The sequence below is a fragment of the Lysinibacillus sp. UBA6686 genome (assembly GCF_002455205.1).
Classification (GTDB): Bacteria; Bacillota; Bacilli; order Bacillales_A; family Planococcaceae; genus Lysinibacillus; species Lysinibacillus pakistanensis.
The window spans coordinates 31,904-53,770 of record NZ_DKJS01000001.1; the positions used below are offsets into that span (position 1 = coordinate 31,904).

Annotated in this window: 19 protein-coding genes; 14 read left to right on the plus strand and 5 right to left on the minus strand. The window is 37.1% G+C overall.

What is annotated here, in order from left to right:
- Positions 1–16: 16 nt before the first annotated feature.
- Positions 17–3,025, plus strand: a complete 3,009-nt coding sequence (locus B2R82_RS00175; RefSeq protein ID WP_286922947.1) for an efflux RND transporter permease subunit — start codon at positions 17–19, stop codon at positions 3,023–3,025.
- A 106-nt stretch (positions 3,026–3,131) separates the two neighbouring features.
- Here B2R82_RS00175 and B2R82_RS00180 read toward each other — a convergent pair whose 3' ends face one another.
- On the minus strand, positions 3,132–4,958 hold the full coding sequence (locus B2R82_RS00180) for a multicopper oxidase family protein (RefSeq protein ID WP_286922992.1): 1,827 nt from the start codon (positions 4,956–4,958) through the stop codon (positions 3,132–3,134).
- Positions 4,959–5,319: 361 nt separating this feature from the next.
- Here B2R82_RS00180 and B2R82_RS00185 point away from each other — a divergent pair, with 361 nt between their 5' ends.
- The 7 genes from B2R82_RS00185 (at position 5,320) to B2R82_RS00215 (ending at position 11,929) form a co-directional block, all read left to right on the plus strand.
- Positions 5,320–6,744, plus strand: a complete 1,425-nt coding sequence (locus B2R82_RS00185; protein ID WP_286922948.1) for a tetratricopeptide repeat-containing diguanylate cyclase — start codon at positions 5,320–5,322, stop codon at positions 6,742–6,744.
- A gap of 304 nt (positions 6,745–7,048) precedes the next feature.
- Complete coding sequence (locus B2R82_RS00190) at positions 7,049–7,531, plus strand: DUF5590 domain-containing protein (protein WP_286922949.1); 483 nt, start codon at positions 7,049–7,051, stop codon at positions 7,529–7,531.
- A 16-nt stretch (positions 7,532–7,547) separates the two neighbouring features.
- Positions 7,548–8,741 carry a pyridoxal phosphate-dependent aminotransferase gene (locus B2R82_RS00195; protein ID WP_286922950.1) on the plus strand — a complete coding sequence of 398 codons (1,194 nt, stop codon included), beginning with the start codon at positions 7,548–7,550 and terminating at the stop codon, positions 8,739–8,741.
- A gap of 28 nt (positions 8,742–8,769) precedes the next feature.
- A complete protein-coding gene (asnS, locus tag B2R82_RS00200; protein WP_286922951.1) occupies positions 8,770–10,065 on the plus strand; it encodes an asparagine--tRNA ligase in 1,296 nt (431 codons plus the stop codon).
- A 139-nt stretch (positions 10,066–10,204) separates the two neighbouring features.
- Positions 10,205–10,933, plus strand: a complete 729-nt coding sequence (locus B2R82_RS00205; RefSeq protein ID WP_286922952.1) for a DnaD domain-containing protein — start codon at positions 10,205–10,207, stop codon at positions 10,931–10,933.
- Between the two features lie 10 nt (positions 10,934–10,943).
- Positions 10,944–11,606, plus strand: a complete 663-nt coding sequence (gene nth / locus B2R82_RS00210; protein WP_286922953.1) for an endonuclease III — start codon at positions 10,944–10,946, stop codon at positions 11,604–11,606.
- Positions 11,603–11,929 carry a YpoC family protein gene (locus B2R82_RS00215; RefSeq protein ID WP_286922954.1) on the plus strand — a complete coding sequence of 109 codons (327 nt, stop codon included), beginning with the start codon at positions 11,603–11,605 and terminating at the stop codon, positions 11,927–11,929. The genes nth and B2R82_RS00215 overlap by 4 nt, the downstream gene beginning before the upstream one ends.
- Before the next feature lie 63 nt (positions 11,930–11,992).
- On the opposite strand, the gene B2R82_RS00220 is transcribed toward B2R82_RS00215, so the two are convergent.
- Together B2R82_RS00220 and recU are read right to left on the minus strand one after the other, a co-directional pair.
- Positions 11,993–14,680 carry a penicillin-binding protein 1A gene (locus B2R82_RS00220; RefSeq protein ID WP_286922955.1) on the minus strand — a complete coding sequence of 896 codons (2,688 nt, stop codon included), beginning with the start codon at positions 14,678–14,680 and terminating at the stop codon, positions 11,993–11,995.
- On the minus strand, positions 14,677–15,327 hold the full coding sequence (recU, locus tag B2R82_RS00225) for a Holliday junction resolvase RecU (protein ID WP_286922956.1): 651 nt from the start codon (positions 15,325–15,327) through the stop codon (positions 14,677–14,679). Before recU ends, B2R82_RS00220 begins: the two co-directional genes overlap by 4 nt.
- Positions 15,328–15,740: 413 nt before the next feature.
- Here recU and B2R82_RS00230 point away from each other — a divergent pair, with 413 nt between their 5' ends.
- The 3 genes from B2R82_RS00230 to B2R82_RS00240 all read left to right on the plus strand — a co-directional run bounded on the left by B2R82_RS00230 (position 15,741) and on the right by B2R82_RS00240 (position 18,790).
- Positions 15,741–15,935, plus strand: coding sequence for a hypothetical protein (locus B2R82_RS00230; RefSeq protein ID WP_054770339.1), 195 nt, complete (start codon positions 15,741–15,743; stop codon positions 15,933–15,935).
- A gap of 226 nt (positions 15,936–16,161) precedes the next feature.
- Positions 16,162–16,548 (plus strand): YppE family protein, encoded by a 387-nt coding sequence (locus tag B2R82_RS00235; RefSeq protein ID WP_286922957.1) that lies wholly within the window; start codon positions 16,162–16,164, stop codon positions 16,546–16,548.
- A complete protein-coding gene (locus B2R82_RS00240) occupies positions 16,520–18,790 on the plus strand; it encodes a DEAD/DEAH box helicase (protein WP_286922958.1) in 2,271 nt (756 codons plus the stop codon). Before B2R82_RS00235 ends, B2R82_RS00240 begins: the two co-directional genes overlap by 29 nt.
- A gap of 28 nt (positions 18,791–18,818) precedes the next feature.
- On the opposite strand, the gene B2R82_RS00245 is transcribed toward B2R82_RS00240, so the two are convergent.
- Positions 18,819–19,148: a hypothetical protein gene (locus B2R82_RS00245; RefSeq protein ID WP_286922959.1), complete on the minus strand. Its 330-nt coding sequence runs from the start codon at positions 19,146–19,148 to the stop codon at positions 18,819–18,821.
- Positions 19,149–19,405: 257 nt separating this feature from the next.
- Complete coding sequence (locus B2R82_RS00250; protein WP_286922960.1) at positions 19,406–19,990, minus strand: hypothetical protein; 585 nt, start codon at positions 19,988–19,990, stop codon at positions 19,406–19,408.
- Between the two features lie 121 nt (positions 19,991–20,111).
- Here B2R82_RS00250 and B2R82_RS00255 point away from each other — a divergent pair, with 121 nt between their 5' ends.
- The 3 genes from B2R82_RS00255 (at position 20,112) to B2R82_RS24015 (ending at position 21,867) form a co-directional block, all read left to right on the plus strand.
- Positions 20,112–20,306, plus strand: coding sequence for a hypothetical protein (locus B2R82_RS00255; RefSeq protein WP_286922961.1), 195 nt, complete (start codon positions 20,112–20,114; stop codon positions 20,304–20,306).
- A 234-nt stretch (positions 20,307–20,540) separates the two neighbouring features.
- The gene (locus tag B2R82_RS00260) at positions 20,541–21,413 is read left to right on the plus strand and encodes a hypothetical protein (RefSeq protein WP_313372996.1); all 873 of its coding nucleotides are present in this window, start codon (positions 20,541–20,543) and stop codon (positions 21,411–21,413) included.
- Positions 21,403–21,867: a hypothetical protein gene (locus B2R82_RS24015; protein WP_313372997.1), complete on the plus strand. Its 465-nt coding sequence runs from the start codon at positions 21,403–21,405 to the stop codon at positions 21,865–21,867. The genes B2R82_RS00260 and B2R82_RS24015 overlap by 11 nt, the downstream gene beginning before the upstream one ends.

Consider the following 21,867-nt stretch of genomic DNA (forward strand, 5'->3'; position numbering starts at 1 on the left):
ATTAGGAAGGTGTAATATGAAACAATTTATCCGTTTTACTATGAAAAATGCTTTAACAATGATATTAATCATACCTCTTTTTATTGCAGGAGGGATTTATTCATTAAAAACTTTACATATGGAGAAGTACCCAAACGTCGATATTCCATATTTGACAGTAATTATTCCTTATCAGGGAGCCTCGCCAGAACAAGCTATGAATGATATTGGAAAGCAAATGGAAAGAGCGTTCCTCAAGCTTGAAGGAAGAAAAAATGTTTACACGAACGGTGTAACGAATGCTGTCTATTCAACAATCGAATTTGATATGACAATGGATATGAAGGAAGCAGAGCAGCTTGTAAGGAGAAGTGTGGATAGTTTACAACTGCCTAAATTAGCAGGTGAACCTCAATATGAATTAACGAGACCTGGTGGAAATCCAAATAGTTTCACAATGGGTATATATTCGCCAGAAAAAATCGACGAAGTTCAAAAGTTTGTAAAGGACACAATACTCCCACGATTGACTGTTATAGAGGGTATAAGTGACTTAGAATGGAGTGGAACAACAGAAACATCTGTATTTATACGACTTTTACCGCAAAAATTAATAGCAAATGGTTTTACATTCAATGATGTACGAGAAGCAATTATAGCAAGTAATCCTTCTGTGCCAACTGGAGATATTACGATTTCAAATGAAATTTTACCAGTAAGAATTAATAGTGCACTTACATCTATTGAGGACATTAAAAATGTAAAGCTTTTTACGAAAGAAGGAGAATATACTACCGCAAAGACTTTAGGTGAAGTAGCTGAAGTAACAGATGAAAGTAAATATACAAATAATATAACACGCATTAATGGCAAGGAGGGAGTTAGTTTCAGTATTATTCCTGAGGGTGGTGCCGATGTAGTAGGAATTATTGATCAAGTTAAGAAGGAAATGGATTCTTTAGCTATTCCAGAAGATTATAAAATGGAGATTTTGCACGATCAATCGATTGAAATTAATCAATCCGTTCATTCAATGCTCCGTGAAGTCTTTTTAGGTGCATTCATGACGATCCTCATCACATTATTATTTTTAAAAAATATTCGTTCGACTATTATTGCCGTCATCTCAATCCCAGTTTCAATTTTTGCATCTTTTCTTTGGCTGAAAGCAATGGGATATACATTAAATATTATGACACTTGCTGGGATTGCTGTGGCAGTTGGACGAGTTGTAGATGATTCTATCGTCGTTATTGAAAATATATTTAGGAGAGTAAGGGCATCAAAGGAAAGAGACGAAGAATTAATTGAACAAGCAACAAGTGAAGTTGCAACTGCGATAACTTCCTCAACCATAACAACCATTGCTGTTTTTCTTCCACTTGCTTTTGTACCAGGAATTGTAGGCAGTTTTTTCAAGCCACTTGCATGGACCATTGTCATTTCATTGTTAATTTCTTTAATGGTTGCCATCACTATTGTACCAATATTGTCAAAGGTCTTTTTATTAAAAACTAAGCCCAAACTCTCACATGAGAATGTCCTTCAAAAGTGGTATCGAAAAAGTTTAACCTGGACCTTGCATCACCGTCTAATTACATTATTTGCTGCGCTAATTATTTTAATAGGCACTACTGTCAGCATTGCACCCAAGCTAGGGACAACCTTTCTACCACAGGAGAAAGTGAACAATTTCAAGGTTGAATTGACAATGGAAAATGGAACTTCCTTAGAAAAAGCAACTGATGTGGCTAGTAAAGTAGAAAATATATTATTAAATCAAAAGGAAATCAATCTTATACATACAGTTATTGATCCGCAATCAAAAAATGCAACGATTTCTTTTGTAGTCAATGATTCTGTAAAGGAATTGTATGAATATGTTAGTAATTTGCAAGTACAGTTAACAACAATAAGTGGACCTAAGGAGATGAAGGTATCAGGTATTGGAGGAATTATTGGAGGGGCAGAAAACAAATATACGTTAGTAGTAAATGGTACTAATTTAGAAGAAATAAAAAGAGCGAGTGAACAGATAACAGACGCTTTAAAGAAAGTGCAAGGTATGGAGAATGTGACAACATCTTTAGAGGGGGAAGTACCTGAAATCATTGTAGATTTGGATGATACGAAACTTACCGAGAAAGAAATGATGCCAGCAACGATTGCACAACATCTTCGAGCACTCATTAATGGCGATGTAGTCACAACTATGCAAGCTGCTGATGAAACTAAAGAAGTGAAGCTGGGATTAAAAATGGCTGAGATGACTTCGCTTAAAGATTTCGGAAAGGTTCAAATCAGTAATGCAATGGGAATTCCCGTCATGCTGAATGAAATAGGAGAACTAAAAAGAGTTCATAATATCACTTCCATTTCACATCTTAATGGTGAAGAATATATTATGGTGTATGGAACCATTACTGATGAAAAAGTAGGAGATGTAACTGCTCAGGCAGATAAAATGATTAATAAACTACAGCTTCCTGAGAATATTAGCTATTATAAAGAAGGTGTATCAGCTTCAATGGATGATGGTTTCAGGGATTTATCAATTGCCATAGGAATTAGTATATTTTTAGTATATTTGATACTGGTATTTACCTTTAAGGAAGGAAAAGCGCCATTTGTTATCTTGTTTGCAATTCCGTTCTCAGTTATAGGTGCAGTAATAGGTCTTTATATTGTAAAGGAACCCATCGGCATGCCTGCAATGATTGGTTTACTAATGTTAAATGGGATTGTTGTAACGAATGCAATTGTACTTATTGATAAGGTGAAGCAATTTGAAAGAAGTGGCATGACCAAACAATCAGCTTTAGTGGAAGCAGGCGTTATACGTATTCGTCCTATTTTAATGACAGCTATCGCTACAATGGGAGCATTAATACCCATGGCAATTTCGAATGAAACGGGTATGGTATCAAAATCACTTTCTGTTGTAGTGATAGGTGGACTATTTACTTCTACTTTTTTAACATTGTTTATTGTACCTATACTTTATAGCCTATTTCAAAAGAATAAAAAATCATTAAACCATATTTAAAAATTTTACGACAGAAAAGCGCAAGAAATCAACGTTTCTAAAATGATTTCTTACGCTTTTTAGTTTTGACCAGTTTAGTCCCAGACCTTTCAAAAATAATGTTTCGCTAGTACCATTTTCTCCTAGGCCTAGTTGACATTCTTTCCTGAGGTTGAACCTCAGCAGATGGGAAAATCGGTTGAGGGATTTTACGTATATCTGTTTCCTGATGAACAATTGTCTGTTTATCTTCATCCTCAAGACGATCCTCAGTTGCTTGACTAAGACCTGAAGCATTACTTAAGAGAGGTGTTGTTTGCAGATTGCTGTTTTCAATAGTAGCAACAGTTTCCTGATGCTCAGATGGAGAATGTTCTATTTCAGCTTCGGCATGAGGCTGCTGCACAGGATGAACATCCTTTATCACAAGGATTGGTCGCATCATATCATGATCTTCGTGCTCAAGAAAATGACAATGCCACATATAATGACCGATATGATCTTTCCAGTGCATAATAATTTTCGTCACTTTTCCTGCATCTGCTTTGACAGTATCCTTCCAGCCTTGTTCATAGTCACGAGGTTCTTCGGGAGGTCCTGTAAATTCCAGCCTTCCTTCATTTTGATACAGCTCTAAATCAAATGGACGTCGTTCCACTATTTTGAATTGTATTAAATGCAAATGAATAGGATGGATGAACGGTGTGGCATTAATAAAACTCCACATCTCTATGCTATCAAGTGCAGGTTTTTCTGTGGCAGGATCATGGTACATCCGATTATTTAATAAAAGCATCGGTCGACCAAATTCATCCGTTGTAGCGGTTAATGGTAGTTGTCTCTCGATATGTGCATGATGAGGGTGCAAATCCATTGAAACAGCAAGCATTTCTGGGATTTCACTAGTATCTTCACATTTTAAAGGGAGAGTAACTTTGAATTGCATAAGAACGTTTGTATGCTCATCGATGAAATCTTCATCAGAATTGACTAATAGTATTTCCTGACCGTCACATTTAGAGAAATCAATAATGACATCTGTTCGTTCAGCTGGTAGTAATTCAACAGATTGTATTTCTCGAGGTGCTGTTAAAAAACCGCCATCTGTCCCAATTTGAATCATTGGTTCTCCATTTGAAAGGCTGATAACATATCCTCTTCTATTGGAGCCATTTAGAAAACGAAATCTATATTTACGAGGTTCGACGTTTAAAAAAGGCCATACCTTACCGTTGACAACGATTGTATTCCCCACAAATCCAGGCGTAATTGATGGATGGACGGGAACTGGAAATGGTGGCTCATCAGGATAGAATAGTGAACCATCTTCATTAAACGATTTATCTTGAATTAATATTGGATATTCGTAGTCACCACAGGGCAAATTAGAACGCTCCTCAATGGCATCCCTCAAGAGATAAAAGCCCGCTAATCCTGCATAAACATTTAAGCGTGTTAATGCCATTGCGTGGTCATGGTACCACATTGTTGTACCAGGTTGATGATTTGTATATTCATGTACTTCTTTATTGAATTTTGGTCCCGTATGCATATAGTCTCTTGTGTACCATGCTTCTGGATGACCATCGCTTTCCCAATCTACATTTGCGCCATGTAAATGAGTGACTGTTCTTACCTCTTGGGAATCATTGGCAGCATGAAGCGTAAAATCGACTGGTAGAAAATGCTTTGTAGGTAATAGATTTTTATATCTGACGTAAATTGTTTTGTCTTTTTTAGCTTCAATCGTCGGGCCAGGATAAAGGCCGTTATAGCCCCAAATGATGGATTTTGGGAAATCCTTATGAAAACAATGCTCTGCCTGTATCATTTGTAACTCATAATAATCTTTTCGTTGTTGACCTCTATAATATTTTGGTTTAGCAGTGCTTGGTTTTGGTAGCTCATCAACAAATTTTGGAATAGTAGCTGGATCAGCAGGATTAATATTCATGGTCAAAACATCACGTCCCTTTTTTGAGTACTTTAGATAGCTAATTACTTCATCATATGGGTGAAAACAATAGGCAACTGGGACAATAATGGAGAAAATTTGTGCAAATAAGAAAAAATATCTACACTTCAATAATGGATGTGTGATGTTGATTTCAAGGAATAGTGAGGGAAGTTAAATAATCATTGCCATGTAGATGAAGAACGAATTGCTTGATGCATGATTGTAGGAATGTTTTCTACTATTCTATAAATTATCAATTGGTAAAGTTTTGTAAATGTTGAAAAGTACGGACGACAGGATACAGTTGTTTTATAATGGATATATTAGTTAATTTGGGGTTTGGAGAAGTGGTGATACGTTGGAACTAACATTAGAACAATTAAATAAAACAATAATGGAAATGCGAACAAGGGGTCTTTTAACAGAAGCATTAGCCCTTGCTGAACAAGGTCTATTAGTAGCAGCAGAGAATAAAAATTTTCAACATGGACTGGATTTATATTATCAAAAGATATTAATACACTTCACGCTAGGAAATACATTAGGTATGGTGAGCCTTATTCCTGAATATGAAGCGTCTTGTCAAAAATTTGGTACTGCAAAAGACTTCATGCATTATTACCTTGTCATGTCTTTATTATATGATGCAGTTGGTTTTAGAGCAAAAACAATCGAAATGACAAAAAGATCGATTGACTATGCACATAAACTTAACGATTTAATTATGCTTGTTCGGGGTCATAATAATTTATGTTATCTAGAGGTTGAGAAAGGCTGCAACGATGAAGCACTACAAGCTGGTTTACTGGCTAGAAAATACAATCAGCAATTATTGAGGAAGCTACCTGAATTAGCGAGGTTACATGATATTCGTATTAATAATAATTTAGCTGATGTTTATATTTTTGAGGGAGATTTTGACACAGCACAGACTTTACTAGACAGTACGTTGAATTCACCGATTATTCAGCACCATAATCGTGAAAGGGTGGCTGCTTTGTTTGGATATGGGTTTTTATATGAAAAACAAGATAGTCTTAAAGAGGCAGTGAATTATTACAAACAGTCAATAGCGCTGGCACAATCGTATGGGGATAATGCTATAACCAAGAAGGTAATGCATTTGCTTTTAAATGTACTATATCAGTTGAATTGGCGAGATGAAATTTTTGAAGTGCAGCGTGCATATATTGAGCTTTCTGAAAAAATGAGCGCAGATAATTTGCTACAGCAGGTGATGAACTTAGAATTTAATCGCCATAAGGAAAAGCTTGAAAAAAAGGCACTCTATGATCCTTTAACGGGTGTTTTAAATCGGCATTTCCTTGATGTTGAGATTAATGAAAGGTTATATGAGGCAAAAATAAACAGGAAATTTGTTGGTCTGGCTGTTTTAGATCTTGATTATTTTAAATCGTATAACGATACGTATGGACACTTGTTTGGTGATCGTGTTTTACAAACTCTTGCGACTGGTCTACGTAATTTTTTACAGAAAGAAGATGCGGAGATTATTCGCTTTGGTGGTGATGAATTTGTCATTTGTATTCGTCATAAGCAGAAAGAGTATGTAAATAAACTGTTCCAAGATTTGCATACCTTTTTACTTACATTGACGTTGCATCAACATACTGAAAGTGAAACATTAAAGGTTAGCATGGGTGCATGTATCAATAATCAGAAAAATTATGACTTTAAAACTTTATTTGAGCATGCGGATCAATGTTTATACCGAGCTAAAAAAAATGGACGGACTACCTGTATTATTAATGGATTGCAATAAATATTTTTAATTCCTATTTGATTTGTGAATAGGAATTTTTTACGTTGAAAAGGCTGTCATTTTTTATCAAAAATCGAAAAATAAAAATAACTATTCGAATCATTTGAAAACCTTATTCTAGCAACGTACAATATATGAAATTAAGAAACACGACAGGACAAAATTGTTGTATAATGTTGTGGTATGAGGAAAGAAAGCAGGTTGACAAAATGGAGAGCAAAATGAAAGGTTACGTAGCTTTTAACATGCTAAATCAGGCAATCGAGTTAAAGCATAAGCTAGATGTGAAACATAAGGTGAATAAATGAAAAACTGGTTGATTTTCATTTCTGTCTTTATGGTTTCATTGTCACTTGTCATAGGTATTTTAGTATTATGGAAAGCCGAGGCTCCGTTCCGTTCAATTGAAGAGAAGGCTGAACAGTTGGCACTTGATGCCAAGGCCCTCGCAGTCGTTTCGGAGTCCTACACATATAATGGCAAACATTCGTATGTTACTGTATTTGGAGTAGACGAATATGGTGATAAAAAAGCTGTCTTTGTTCCTACGAATCTAGATGCTGATTCAATGCAGGAAGTATTTTTGAAAGATGGTATTAACGAAAAGCAAGCATTATCGGTTTTTAAAAAAGAAGGAAATGTACAAAAGGTACTCAATATGAAATTAGGCTATGAGGAGCCCGGTGCTGTTTGGGAAATTTCGTACCTAAACGATCACGATAAGCTCAACTATGTCTATATTATGTTTGAGGACGGCGATTGGTGGAAGCGCATTACGAATTTATAAGAGGAGTAGATTCCGAATGAAAAATTTATTAGCAAACCGTGTAAAAACTTTAACACCATCTTCAACTTTAGCCATTACTGCAAAAGCTAAAGCATTAAAAGAGCAAGGGATTGATGTCATTGGTCTAGGTGCTGGTGAACCAGACTTTAACACGCCACAAAATATTTTAAATGCTGCTATTGACTCAATGGAGAAAGGTTTTACAAAATATACACCAGCTGGCGGACTACCAGTACTTAAGCAGGCAATTATTGATAAATTACAACGCGACAACAACCTTACATATAAGGCTAATGAAATCATTGTTGGTGTTGGTGCAAAGCATATTCTCTACACATTATTCCAAGTTATTTTAAACGAGGGTGATGAAGTCATCATTCCAATCCCTTATTGGGTATCCTATCCTGAGCAAGTAAAGCTAGCTGGTGGAGTGCCTGTTTTCGTTGAAGGTACAAGAGAGCAGGGCTATAAAATTACAGCGGATCAATTAAGAGATGCAGTAACAGATAAAACAAAAGCAGTGATTATAAACTCTCCTAGCAATCCATCAGGCATGATTTATTCTCGTGAAGAGCTAGCAGAACTTGCTGCGGTTGCAGAAGAAAAGGATATTTTAATCGTGTCAGATGAAATTTATGAGAAGCTTGTATACAATGGTATAGAGCATTTTTCAATTGCACAACTTTCTGCTGCAGTGAAAGCACGTACAATCGTTGTAAACGGTGTAGCAAAATCTCACTCTATGACAGGCTGGCGTATCGGGTATGCGGCAGGTAATGCAGACATTATTAAACCAATGACTGATCTTGCATCACACTCTACATCAAACGCAACAACAACTGCACAATATGCAACAGTGGAGGCATACAATGGACCACAGGACACAGTAGAAGAAATGCGCCAAGCTTTCGAATCTCGTCTTGAAAAAATCTATCCACAGGTAAGTGCAATTCCTGGCTTCCATGTGTTAAAACCACAGGGTGCATTCTACTTATTACCAGACGTAGCAGAGGCAATGGCTCATACAGGCTACGATTCAGTAGATGCATTTGCTGCGGCTATTTTAACAGAAGCAAACGTAGCAGTCATTCCAGGCTCTGGCTTTGGTGCACCAACTACAATGCGATTATCTTATGCTACATCTTTAGAACTATTAGAAGAGGCAGTCCGCCGTATTGATGCATTTGTCAAATCAAAATGGCAAGACTAATCCTTCTAACCAACTTTGGAGGATTTCTATGAAAAAAATTATGATTCAAGATATGCCAAAACATATCGGTGAAACAGTCAAGCTAGGTGCTTGGTTATCAAACAAACGTTCAAGTGGGAAAATTGCCTTCTTACAATTACGTGATGGCTCTGGCTTTGTACAGGGCGTTGTTGTGAAAGAAGAAGTAGGCGAAGAAATTTTTGCCGTTGCAAAAGGTATGACACAAGAAACTTCGATGTATATTACAGGAGAGGTTAAAGCAGATGAGCGTTCAAGCTTTGGCTGCGAGCTAGCTGTAACAGGTATTGAAGTGCTACATGCCGCAACAGATTTTCCAATTACACCAAAAGAACACGGTCCCGAGTTCTTAATGGATAATCGTCATCTATGGCTACGCTCTCGTAAGCAGCACGCAATTATGAAAATCCGTAACGAAATTATTCGTGCAACTTACGAGTTTTTCAACAACAACGGATTTACAAAAATGGATCCGCCAATTTTGACTGGATCAGCTCCTGAAGGTACTTCTGAGCTATTCCACACGAAATATTTTGATGAGGATGCGTATCTTTCTCAATCGGGTCAGCTCTATATGGAAGCAGCTGCGATGGCATTAGGAAAGGTCTTCTCATTCGGTCCTACGTTCCGTGCTGAAAAATCAAAAACACGCCGTCATTTAATCGAATTTTGGATGATTGAACCGGAAATGGCCTTTGTTGAATTTGAGGAAAATCTTGAAGTTCAAGAACAATATGTGGAGCATATCGTGCAATCTGTACTAGCAAACTGCAAATTAGATCTAGAGCGTCTTGGGCGTGATACCTCAACTCTAGAAAACATAAAAGCACCATTCCCACGTATCTCTTATGACGATGCGATTAAATTATTACATGAGCAAGGATTTAACGATATTGAGTGGGGCGATGATTTCGGTGCGCCACATGAAACAGCTATTGCCAATTCATTTGACAAACCTGTATTCATTACTTGTTATCCAGTAGGTATTAAGCCATTCTATATGCAACCACATCCTGATCGTGATGATGTTGTCTTATGTGCAGATCTAATTGCACCAGAAGGATATGGGGAAATCATTGGTGGTTCTGAGCGTATTCATGATTATGATTTATTAAAAGCACGACTTGAAGAACACAATTTATCATTGGATGCTTATGCTTGGTATTTAGAACTACGCAAACAGGGCTCTGTACCGCACTCTGGTTTCGGTCTTGGCTTAGAGAGAACAGTGGCATGGATTTCTGGAACGGAGCATATCCGTGAAACTATCCCATTCCCACGTTTATTAAACCGTTTATATCCATAAGCGGCAATTAATATGGTTTGTATTTGACGCTTTAGGTACAGATAATTACTGCCCGTTAAAGCGGGGCCAATTTAAAAGTCGCGTAGGGTAAATCTACGCGGCTTTTCTACTTACTATTGAAAAAGGAGTCAAATAAAGTATGAGCACAAATAATAGTCGACTCCGCGTATGGACTGAACAGCGAATGATTCAAATTCCCCAGCTCTTTTTTCAGTTTTATAAGGAGTTAAATATGAAGGATGAAGAGGCGCTAATCGTTTTCCATTTACTAGCGTTCCATATTGAGGGCAATGACTTTCCAACACCTGATGATTTAATGAACCGCCTCACAATGCCCGACAATGATATTACCTCTGGTTTACAGCGGTTAATGCAAAAAGGCTTCCTTGAAATTACCCGTGATGTTGATGCAAACGGCAAGCTATATGAAAAATATTCGATTTTTCCACTTTGGGAGCGTATTATGCAGCTGATGGAAATGAAAGAACAGCAAAAATCTGCTACTGCACTTAGACATGAAGAGGGCGAGATATTTCGATTATTTGAAGAGGAAATGGGACGTCTTTTATCTCCTTTAGAGCTAGAAAAAATCGGTTCTTGGCTAGATGAGGATAAGCATAGTCCAGCCCTCATTAAAGAAGCGTTAAAGGAGGCAGTGTTTGCGGGGAAGCTAAGTATTCGTTATATTGATCGTATTTTGCTGGAGTGGAAAAAGAAAAATATTACGACACCTCAGGCTGCGCAAAAACAAAGTGAACAGTTCCGTGAAAAACAAACGATTCACAGGCCACCAGTCCGTTCACCGCAGCAAGAGATACAGTCGACAAATAAAGTACCATTTTATAATTGGTTAGAAGAGAGGGAGTAGGAGGACCAGTATGCTAACAAAAAAACAATGGGAGCATTGTCTAGCCGAAATGGATCGTATGTTTCCTGAGGCACATTGTGAGCTCGTACATCAGAATCCGTTCGAGCTAACGATAGCCACATTGTTATCTGCACAATGTACTGATGTTCTTGTCAATAAGGTTACGAAAACGTTGTTCCAAAAATATAAGAAACCTGAAGATTATTTAGCAGTATCCTTAGAGGAATTACAGCAGGATATTCGTTCCATCGGCTTGTATCGAAATAAGGCAAAGAATATTCAAGCTTTATGTCAGCGCTTGTTAGATGAATATAAGGGTGAGATACCAGCAAGTCGAGAAGCCTTGGTGACATTGCCTGGTGTTGGTCGTAAAACGGCTAATGTCGTATTATCGGTAGCATTCGATATCCCTGCACTTGCAGTGGATACACATGTAGAGCGTGTGTCCAAGCGATTAGGGCTTTGCCGCTGGAAGGATTCGGTGCTTGAAGTGGAAGAAACGATTATGAAGAAAACACCAATGGACAAGTGGTCGAAAACGCATCATCAGCTCATTTTCTTTGGCCGGTATCATTGTAAGGCTCAAAATCCAGGCTGCCATTCTTGCCCGTTACTCGGAGAATGTCGAGAAGGACAAAAGCGTTTGAAAAAAGGGCTGGTGAAAGAGGCATGAATATAGAGGCAATTACAAAGGAAAAAATTGATGCATGGTTTACAGAGTGGCAAGAGCTAGAAGGCAAAATTCACATAGCCCATGATACAAGAAATGGTGAGGCTAAGGGTTTGATGGAAGCGGCAATTGTTTTGTTTGACCGTCTAGTAGAAGAGGGTGGAGATGAGGTATTACCGATAAATGGGGTTGAACGATTGGCCTTTATAAAAGTAAAGCCTGGTCAATATGCCTGTTATCGTCAGTTGGGTGAATTATTTAAGGAGACAAAAAAACGGACTGCTCGCTTACGACTCCAAGCTACTAAAAATAATTCAAATCGGTAAAGATATTTGATTAAATAAAGAAAAAGCAGAGGAGCATCATTATGGATGTCTCCTCTGCTTTTTTTATTCTGTACTATCGTTTTCTTCATTTGGAACGACAGGGTCAGTTGGTGGTGTAGGTGGTTGACCACCGTTATTTGTGCCATTATTAGTGTTGTTACCACCATTATTGCCACCGCTGCCGTTATTACCGTTAGGATTGCCATTGTTACTATTATTTCCACTACCATTGTGGTTGCCATTATTCCCATTGTTGTTGTGATTGCCATTATTAGCATTGCCATTACCTTGATCTGGAGACGTTGGCTGTTCTAAATCAGGTTCATCCGGAGTATCTGGCTCTTGGTTTTCGTCTGGCATATTTGTCACTTGGAAGGAGGCTGTACCAGGTTCGCTTCGTGTACCATCCACAATAGCGACGACAGAGATTGTATAATTGCCATCCTCTAAATTGTTTGCAACCGTTAGGCCTTTGCTTTCTGTTGTTCCAAGAGAAATTGTTTCTCCGCCTTCACGTTTAGCAGAGACCTCAAAGGTAGTTGGCAATGGTTCGTTAGTTTCAGGATCCAGAATGGCATCATGTTCCCAAGAAATGCTAATTGATTGAGCACCTAAATCTAAATTTGCTGAAACATTATAAGGTGTTGAAAGCTCAGGTGCCTCATATTCATTTGATACTTCCGTAGGCTCCGTGCCACGAACAAATAACTCAGTTTGACGTTTTTCACTTGGTGTGTAATCACTTGCTAATTTCAGTGGTTTTGAACCTACCTCGATTGTCATCTCTACAACAGAACTTGGTTTTTTGAAACGAGGTGTTTCAACATCCGCTGAAATTTCTTTCATAATATGTTTAAACAGTTGTTGTGGTAAACGACGTTCATCCCAAGTTGTGATAGGATCAAAGTGTTTTTCATAACCACTCCATATTGCGATTGAATAGTTAGTTGTGTAACCTGCAAACCATGAATCTGGCACACTTGTGCTAGGTAAGTTGTATTTATCAAAATCAGCTTTTGAATAGTTAGTTGTACCCGTTTTACCTGCAATATCTAAGCCAGAAACATTGGCAGCAGTACCTGATGCATCAGGCTTATTGCCAACAACATCACGTAGCATGTCTGTTACCATGTAAGCTGTGTAATCACTCATCGCAACATTAGGTTTTGGTGTGTAGTCCTTTGTTGTTTTACCATCACGATAAACAATTTTTGAAATTGCATGAGGATCATTGTAAACACCATCATTACCGAATGCTGCATAGGAAGCTGCCATTTGGATAGGAGATATGGCAATATCCCCCCCACCAATCGCATCAGATTCATACACATTTTTTGCCTTAATACCTAAACGACCAATGAATTCCTTTGCCTTGTCAGTTCCAACCTCTTTTAAAGCTTTTACAGCTGGAACGTTTCGAGAAGCATAGAGTGCCTTACGAGCTGTCATAGCCCCCATGTATTTACCATCCCAGTTTGTAATAGTTTGCTGAGTGCCTGTGTATTTCATTGGTTCATCCACAAGCGTTTGACCTGTTGACCATTTTAAATATTCAATGGCTGGACCATAATCCAATAATGGCTTCATAGTAGAGCCTGGCTGATTTTGTGTTAAATCGTCTGCATAGTTCCAACCTCGATTGCCATAATTGCGTCCACCACCAACAGCTTGAATTTGACCTGTTTTAGTATCAACAACAGCTACACCGGATTGAATTTTTTCTGTTGGGAAATTACTATCATCATTCATGACGTTTTCAACAATTTGTTGAGCTTTTGGATCAAGTGTTGTGTACACCTTAATGCCTTCTGCCATTGCAGAGCCATCACCGTTTTTCTCAAGTTCGTTTAGGACGACATCAAGGAAAGCATCATATTTAGAGCCAGCAAATTTTTGACGTGTTGTATCATCAGCTAAACCTGCTTGAACGTCTACTTTTTTTGCTTCTTCCATTTCAGCTTTTGTAATTTTACCATGTTGATACATTAATCCTAAAACTGTATTACGACGCTTTTCCGCAAGCTCAGGATTTTTTAATGGGTCGTAAGCATTTGGACGCTGTACTAAACCTGCAAGTAATGCTTCTTCATCTAACGTTAAATCTTTTAACTCCTTACCATAGAAATATTGAGCGGCTGTACCAAAGCCATATATACGACCTGACATAAGCATTTTGTTAAAGTACATTTCAAAGATTTCTTCTTTTGAGTATTTACGCTCTAATTGGAAAGCAAGCCAAGCCTCTTGTGCTTTACGTTTTAATTTTTTCTCATTTTGTAAAAAAGAGTTCTTCACAACTTGTTGTGTTAAGGTTGAAGCCCCCTGTGAGCCAAAGCCATCGCGGAAGTTGGCAATAATTGCACCACCAAGACGATAAAAATCCATACCATGATGCTCAAAAAAGCGTACGTCTTCCGTAGCAAGGATAGCATTAATCATGTCCTCTGGTATATCTTCATATTTTATATATTTACGGTTTTCTGCACCAATTGTTGCAAATAAATCACCGTTTTTATCAAAGAACTCAGAAGAAACAGGGTCCTTTAGTAATTCTTCCTTAAGCTCAGGCGCGCTACTAGCATAAAAAGCGAACATCCCAGCTCCTCCAATAAAACATGCAACTCCTATTGCCACTAGCGTTAAGAAAATGCGCTTAAACCATAGCTTTCCTGATGATTTGGGCACTTTCTTTTTATTTTTTTGAGCGAGAGCTTTTTGGCGCTCACCGCGTGTTTGACGACGTTCAGTCATTCTACAATCTCCTCACTTTCAGAACCATGGCTTTTTGCTTCAATGAGCTGCTGGACAATCGGTAAATAGTCGATACGTGGATAATAGCTTGTGGGAATTTCGAAAGCTTCTCTTTCAATCGTTGAAAAAGGTATCGATTTACGCTCACCATTCTCCATTGCTTGCCAGGCCTTTTGTAAAACTTCGTATGGCACAATAAAATATCGTTCAAAAGCTGCGAAACGAACGATAATAAAAGCCACACCATTTTGTTCCATCACCTGCTGCATATGAGTCATTTGATGTAAGTGTATATTTTTTAAGGGAAAACTCGTTTTGGAAGCTGTCTCCTTTGCATCAAAATCAATATACTGCCCTTTCCAAACACCGTTATAATCTGTTGTGGAAGGAGTTCGGAAGTATGCTTCACGAATTACTGCAGCACTTCGTGATGGGTACTCTACTTTGACGATTTGTACGGGAACAGGTTTCTTATGAATGATAGCAAGTCTTTTTTTTATATAATAGTCGTTTGCTTCATTTATTTCATCTTCTAGTGTTTTCCCTCGATTACTAAAAGAAATTTCTTTGTTATCATCCTTCTTTGCCTCATTTTGTACAGTTGGATTTGGGGTATACAATTTCCCATTTGGATAACGAATTGTCATTTAGCTCACCCTCTATAATACTGCTATTATATACAATAGTTTACCATGATTCAGTAGCAGTTCTCCACTTCTGGCTCGCTTAAACCATAGCAGAAATCATACGACAAGAATCAATCAATATAGTACACTTTCCGTCTTCTGAAGTCGAAAAGTTGTCAAAAAAAGGGCTGTGCTTTCTACTCAAAATGCCAAAAAAACAGATAAAGTTTTCATCCAATTCAGTAGTCAATTTGTCCTCTCTATTCGCCCCCATCTAGCTAGAAGATTATTCGGACAACAGCGCCTTCAATTTGTTTTAATAAAAAAATATCGAAATTCTTCTTCTTTCAGCTAACTTGCGCTTATTTTGTCATGCATGAAGGTAATTTTATACATGCGAGGAAATACATAAGTAAAGCAAAGGAGGCGTTGTATTGAATAAGTTGGAACAATTAGTTGCGCAGTTGGATCTAGTCAATCAATTACTTATAACAAGAGTGTCTTTGGAAAACAATGCACATAGCATGCATTTTTTTATGCAACTCAAAGCTGTTAGCCAGAAAGTAAGCTTAGCAGAAAAGAACTGGCAAGTAAAGAATGCGTGTTCGCCTATAAGTAGTGAAAAATGATAGACTTTGGTACACTTATCTCATATGCAAAATAACTCACTCAATATGTGTATTTTAAATACAATATTTACCATAGCGAGAGGTGAGAGACATGCTATTATAAAAACCTTCATATACAACTTGTTTGTCATGTATTGTAGCTGAGATTTCCGATAACAGTACTACTATACATGCTAAAGTGATTTTAAGTTTGTATTTGGTGTAATGAATGAGATGAGGTGCGAAATTGTTATTAATACAGCAAACTTCCATATTAATAGATGAATGTGAAAAAAGTGTTGCACGCTTTTGGCAAATGCGTGAAGAGGACCGTACACCTGATTTTTTTAAGGAGGTTAAGCCACATGCCGATGCTATTCATCAACACTTAAAGGAGTGGCAACAGGGGGCCAATTTGTGGATTCAAAACAATAATCCAAAGTATATGCATATCCAACAAATTGCTGCTGTGGTGGAATCCATGGAGCAATTTGTTGTGCAATCTTTTTTTAAAGAAACAAGTAAAAAACGCTTTTTAGATGCTATTCATTCTACCTCCTTTACATTGAAAAATTTTGAGCGAATCGTGAAGGAGGGAACAAAAGATGCTATCCAAAAAGAGAACCATCAATGAATTATTAAACGAGTGGAGATATGATGAGGAATTAAAAGAACGAATTTTACACTGGCAGACACTTGAAGGACGTGAAGCAAAATATGCTCCTTTCCCGGGAAATTTACATCCTTCTCTAGTAAAGGCACTACAGGCAAGAGGGATCGAGCAGCTTTATACACATCAACGAGAAGCCTTTGATTTGGCGCAGAGTGGTACGTCCTTTACTGCGGTGACGCCAACAGCATCAGGTAAATCATATTGCTATCATCTGCCAGTTCTTCAAACAATATTAGAGAATAAAAATGCCAGGGCAATTTATTTATTTCCGACAAAGGCTTTGGCACAGGATCAGAAAAATGATTTAAATGAATTAATTGAACAAAGTGGAGAAGAGATATTAAGCTACACATATGATGGAGATACCGCACCTGGAATTCGCCAAAAGGTGCGAAAGGCAGGGCATATTGTCATGACAAACCCCGATATGCTCCATTCAGGAATATTACCACACCATACGAAATGGGTATCCCTTTTTGAAAATTTACAGTATATCGTTATTGATGAATTACATACATATAAAGGTGTATTTGGTTCACATGTAGCCCATGTTATACGCAGACTCAAGCGGATATGTGCATTTTATGGCAGCAAGCCCGTGTTTATTTGTACTTCGGCAACTATAAAAAATCCAAAGGAATTAGCAGAGATTCTAACAAATGAAACTCATGCATTAATTGCTGATTCGGGAGCACCAGTAGGTAAAAAAACATTTCTTTTTTACAATCCGCCTATTGTTCATAAAACGTTTGGCGTGCGTCGTAGTGCGGTTTTAGAGGTAAGTGACCTAGCTAAAAGATTATATATAGCAGGTATTCAAACCATTATCTTTGCAAAAAGCCGTGTAAGAGTAGAAATGATAGTGACTTATTTAAAGGAGCTGACAAGAAACAAGCTACTTGATGAATCGGTGCGAGGCTATCGTGGTGGCTATTTACCTTCTGAGCGAAGAGTAATTGAACGTGGTCTTCGAGATGGTACTATTCAAACAGTTGTTAGTACAAATGCATTGGAATTAGGAGTCGATATTGGACAGCTTCAAGCATGCATTATGACAGGTTACCCAGGAAATATTGCAAGTGCCTGGCAGCAAGCTGGTCGTGCTGGTCGTCGACAGGACGAGGCATTAATTATTTATGTAGCCCAATCGTCTGCACTGGATCAGTATGTGGTCAATCATCCACTCTTTTTACTCGGTGGTGCTCCTGAGGAAGCACGTATTTACCCTGAAAATATGTTAATTTTAATGGACCACTTAAAATGTGCAGCATTTGAGTTACCTTTTTCCACAAATGATGCATACGGAGAATATGAAGTTCAGGAATTATTAGATTATCTAGCAGAGGAAGGCGTTGTTTTTAAAACAAGTGATAAGTGGCACTGGATGAGTGATCGTTTTCCTGCACACGATATTAGTCTGCGCTCTGCTTCTCAGGAAAACGTTGTAATCATTGATATGACAATTCCTGCACAAACAAAGGTTATCGGTGAAATGGATCGTCACAGCGCAATGACATTATTACATGAAGAGGCAATCTATTTACATCAGGGCATTCAGTTTCAAGTAGAAAAGCTTGATTGGGAAGAAAAGAAAGCCTTTGTCCGTGAAGTAGATGTCGATTACTACACAGATGCTAATCTAGCAGTTGAAATGAAAGTACTAGAAGAGGACCGTAATAGGGATTATAAGGGGGGCACAATTAGCTTTGGTGATGTTGGGTTAGTTGCTCAGGCAACACTATTTAAAAAAATACGCTTCGGTACTCATGATAATATCGGATCAGGTCCAATCCATTTACCACCAGATGAGATGCATACAAGTGCCACCTGGCTATCACTTCATTTATCAGAGCAGTGGTCAGAGGCAGAATTGACCGAGGTAATGATTGGAATAGCCTACGCAATGAATGCCTTTATACCTCTGTTTATTCAATGTGATAGCAGTGATGTAGCAGTCGTGCCACAAGTTAAAGCATCCCATAATAAGCTGCCAACATTTTTTGTTTATGACAAGTATCCTGGAGGAATCGGATTAAGTGAAAAGGTCTATGATTTATGGGAGGACTTATTAACAAAAACGCAGCACCATGTTATAAACTGTCCTTGTGAAGCTGGCTGCCCGTCTTGTATTGGTCCACAAGACTCTACGATGCATGTAAAAAGTAAAGTCGTCAAGCTACTTCAACTATTAAATTATCAGTAGTTAAGTATAGAGAGGGAGAGGATATAGATTAAATCTTCAAACCCTCTTCTTTTATTAATTTATAAATCATTTTACGGTTAATTTGTGTTAATTCCTCTAATTTCCGACCACTGGCATTTGGTATGTTTATGAATGCTTGCCTAATTGTTTGTATCCTTTTGGCTCTTAATTCAAGACTAAATTTATTTGGTTTTAGATAACGGAACTGTCCGAAACGATTCTGATTTTGTTTAAGGGTGGATGGATTACTTTTCATCGCCTTAGCAAGTGCTGCTAGGGAAATTCCTTGATTTTTCTTTAAATACAGCTGTGCACGTTTATGTCGTTCAGCAGATCGTTCTAATAGCTCACGCTCCATTATTTCCTCGATGGTTTCTATAGCAATCTTTATATCAATTGAATAAGTAAAAGCACAGCTCGGCTATAGTGCTACCTTCGATGAAGTAGCATATTCACTTGTATTGAACGGTCAACATAGTTCGGTGGCAATTAGTCATATTATGGCTAAGGATTTTGGATTTGATAAACATCCGTCTGTAGGTAAAATGAAAAGGCCGTTCATTTATTTTGATGTATTATTGGCTATGAAGAAACAAGTGGATAAAGGAAATCTAATTATGGATGAATCATCAAATATAGTGGATTGTATTTTCTATGTAAATCCTTATGGTGAGGAAGATAGAGGGAATGAATCAGAGGAGTTGCAACAATAGACGTTATCTCTGTTTTAATTGTAGTGGAGGGTATCACGTAATTGTGAGCAGTTTTCTCTTTACAGGAAGTCCATTTTAGGGAACCTGTCACACAAAAACTATCGGAAACAGTAAGCAAGTAATATTCAGCAGGAGACCAAAAAGTCGTTACTGGGTGATAGTTAATAAATTGAGAACGTTTAGTTTCACTGCTTACCAAAGTTTGTGTTGTTTGATTACATGTAGCACATAACGGCTGAACTATATTTTGAGCTTGCTGAACTATATTTTGCGCTTCCAAATAAGAATTATAGTCGGATTCATTGTCAAAGAATAGAATAGAACCATCCTCTTGTTCAATAGAATAAGGTGTATCTACTGTTAACTTAACATCCCAATCTTCACCGTTTGCAGCAAAAGCACTAGAAGTTGGATTAAACAGAACGAAAAGAACTACAAAACCAAAAAACAAAAAGAATAAACGTGATTTTGAAACAGAAATATTCACTAAAACTCTCCCCTTTACCTTTTGATATAAATCTCTTATTTTGTTATAATTTACTATATTTAGGTTATTAATTCAAGTGAATTCTTGAATTTGAATTATTTTACTTAAAAAGGAGACTTTTATGAAATTAATAGCAGGCACTATTTCTTTATGCTTCTCATTCTGTCTTTTCATTTTCTTGAGTTTATTAAAAAACTTTTCTTCAGGGGCTTATACAGTAGACTACCAAGCTTTTCCGGTTATACTCACGTTACTATCTATCATTTGTTTTGGATTAGAGATAAAAGAAAAATTAGCAAATAAAAAAGAGCTGTAGCTTACTCTGTAAGATTAAGTACGAGTAATTGTATATTAAATCTTATTTAATAGTGTTTCACTTATAATGTTACACATTTAATGAAAATGCACATTACTAAATGTAAATTTTAGTGGTGTGCTTTTTTATTTTGGCTATCTTTCTCATTTAGTTTTGTTAAAATATTACACATTTTACAATGATGAAGAAAAACATTAAAATAGGAACATTCATTCTTATTGAGGGGGTTAATAATTGTATTGGTTTGAATATCGTCCTAAACATATCGAAAGTAAGTATGAGCTACTTGTATTTAAAGAAAACCAGCCCTTTCTACCCTTAACAGATTACTACCATGACTGTTTAGGAAGAATAGACAAAAGTTCTGCAATATCCTATTTGAATTGTCTACTTCCATTTTTTAAATGGTTAGAGAAAGAAAGCAACTATCAAGGAAACAAAGTGCAATGGAATGATTCAGAAGAAAAAATACGTGTTGTGGTTGAAGATTATTTGATGCATGAAATGAAGTGTAAGATTCGTGATAAAGACACGTTTCGCTTTATAAATTTAACAAGTAAAAGCCCTAATACAATAAGTCGTTTTTTGTCAGCATTAAAATCTTTTTATAAGGCTATGATTCGTTTAAAACAGTATCCGTATAGTAATCCATTAATAGATGGTCAAGCTATCTTGCACAGCTATAAAGAGGAGATAAAGGGTGTTCGAGAGGATAAGCCAAGAATGCCTTCAGTTGCAGGTACAGAAGAAGCTATCCCTCATCGAAGATTAACAGATTCCTATTTTAAAATTACCAATGAAGAATGGCAACCACAAATTATTGATGATATAGATTTACCATATCAAGTATATCAAGCTGGTAAAAAAGCAAGTTGGACACTTCGTGAAATGGTGATAGCCCGTATGTTATTTGAAACGGGTGCAAGGGCATCAGAGATTATTGAGCTAACAGTTGGGGATTATCGCAAACGTAAAAGTCATCAAAAATTTATTACATTCAATAAAGGGAGTCATGGTAGAAAAGTCAAGTTTATACGTGTTAGCAAAGATACGGTGAAAAAATTGTTTCACTACATAGATACTGAAAGAAAATCATTTGAATTTTGAACAATTACCTGATGATGCCCCTATCTTTTTATCAGCAAATGGAACACCTCTTACTTATCACGCTTGGTACTACCACTGGAATCGGGCAATAAAGAGTAATGAACTAAGTTTAAATCCACATAAAGCAAGACACTGGTTCGTTACTTCTCGATTACGAGAGATTTATAACGTTGCAAAAAATGAAACAGAAATTCATCAACGTAAAAATGAGTTAATTCAATATATGAAGTGGAAAAATTCAGTAACAATGAATGTGTATGAGCATCATTTTGATGAAACCAAACATCGGGAAGTACATGAGAAAATGTTGGAGCAAATGCAGCAAAACGAAAAGGACTATATTAAGCAACAGCAATCTTCTAAGAAATCCAAACAAAAGATAAGCGTTGTAAAATCATCAGCTATCGAAAACTTTGATGAAGATTTAAAAGAATTATTAGAAGGGTTGGAATAA